The organism is Mesorhizobium sp. M7A.F.Ca.US.006.04.2.1, from assembly GCF_004022915.1.
GTDB classification, from domain to species: Bacteria; Pseudomonadota; Alphaproteobacteria; order Rhizobiales; family Rhizobiaceae; genus Mesorhizobium; species Mesorhizobium ciceri.
This window is the reverse complement of record NZ_RZQA01001499.1, coordinates 1-723: the sequence shown is the minus strand read 5'-3', so window position 1 is coordinate 723 and position 723 is coordinate 1. Positions and strand designations below refer to the sequence as shown.

The 723-nt window shown below is 64.5% G+C and carries 1 protein-coding gene; it reads right to left on the bottom strand.

The genetic code is table 11. The annotated features are described in order from the left end of the window. On the bottom strand, nucleotides 1-416 hold a 416-nt coding region (locus tag EN925_RS38325), incomplete at its 3' end, for a helix-turn-helix transcriptional regulator (protein ID WP_164894799.1). Nucleotides 417-723 lie beyond the last annotated feature (307 nt).

Sequence of the window (723 nt, the reverse complement as noted above, 5' to 3'; positions counted from 1 at the left end):
GGCACGTCGGCGGCTCGACCGGCGACGGCGAACTCGCCGCAATAGACTTCCATCTCGCGGATCGGCCGGCGCGACAGCAGCGTCTTGCGGTAGCCTTCGCTGGTCGGCAGCGCCGGCCGCTCGCTGCGTGTCAGCACCGCGTGCGGCGACACTTCGCATTCGTCGAAAAGATCGGCGAGGCTGATGCCGAGCGCATTGGCAATCAGCATCAGCGTGCTGGTGTTGGCGCCGGAAAGGCCGCGCTCGAGCTGGCTTAGGAAACTGGCGGTGGTGCCGATCATGTCGCCGAGCTGGCGCAGCGTCAGGCGCCGCGTGGTGCGATAGGCCTTGATCCGATCGCCCAATACCGTCGAGCGGCGCGCTTCGGCGCTGGTCGCGGCATTGTCGTTGAGTGCGTGATCCGCAGCGATTTTCATGGCGATCTCAGGGTTCACTTAACATGCTATTAAGTGGGGCGTCCTGGCAAGCGGATTCGCCTGGTCACCTGAAAATCATCGATGGACCTGCAGAGGGCATGATCGGCCGACCGGCAACCCGGTTCAGCTCGATCACTGGATCATGAAGCGCGAACTGAATGGCAGGCTTGCCGCGCCGACGGCCTTCGGGCTGATGGTGACGCGCGCCGGCAGCGCTTCGATGCCGGGGAATTCCCGGCCGATGTCGTCGCACAAGGCCTCGGCAATCTTTTGCGGCGCATAGCTGGACAGGACGACCGTCCTGAAC